The organism is Kordia jejudonensis, assembly GCF_001005315.1.
GTDB lineage: Bacteria > Bacteroidota > Bacteroidia > Flavobacteriales > Flavobacteriaceae > Kordia > Kordia jejudonensis.
In genome coordinates this window covers 1-277 of record NZ_LBMG01000205.1, presented here as the reverse complement: position 1 = coordinate 277, position 277 = coordinate 1, and the positions used below count along the sequence as shown (strand labels likewise).

The 277-nt window shown below is 31.8% G+C and carries 1 protein-coding gene; it reads left to right on the top strand.

All coding sequences use genetic code 11. From position 1 onward, the window contains the following. The coding region (locus AA089_RS25405; protein WP_046759437.1) for a hypothetical protein at positions 1-277 on the top strand (277 nt) is incomplete at both ends.

Here is a 277-nt window from a genome sequence, read left to right as displayed (position 1 = left end):
TGCTAATGATCTCAACCTAAGAAGCTATCAGTATGAGTATGATGCCTTGAATAGAATTACAAGTGCGACCTACCAAAGTGGACAAACACTAACAAGCCTTGCTAATAATGATCTTGAAAACTATAGTTTAAATAGTGTGTCTTATGATAAAAACGGAAATATTCTCTCGTTAGAACGTATGGGAATTACAGAAGTAGCGAATCCTACAGTGGATATTATAGATAAATTAACTTATACTTATGCAACTAATAGTAATACATTATTAAAAGTTACCGAT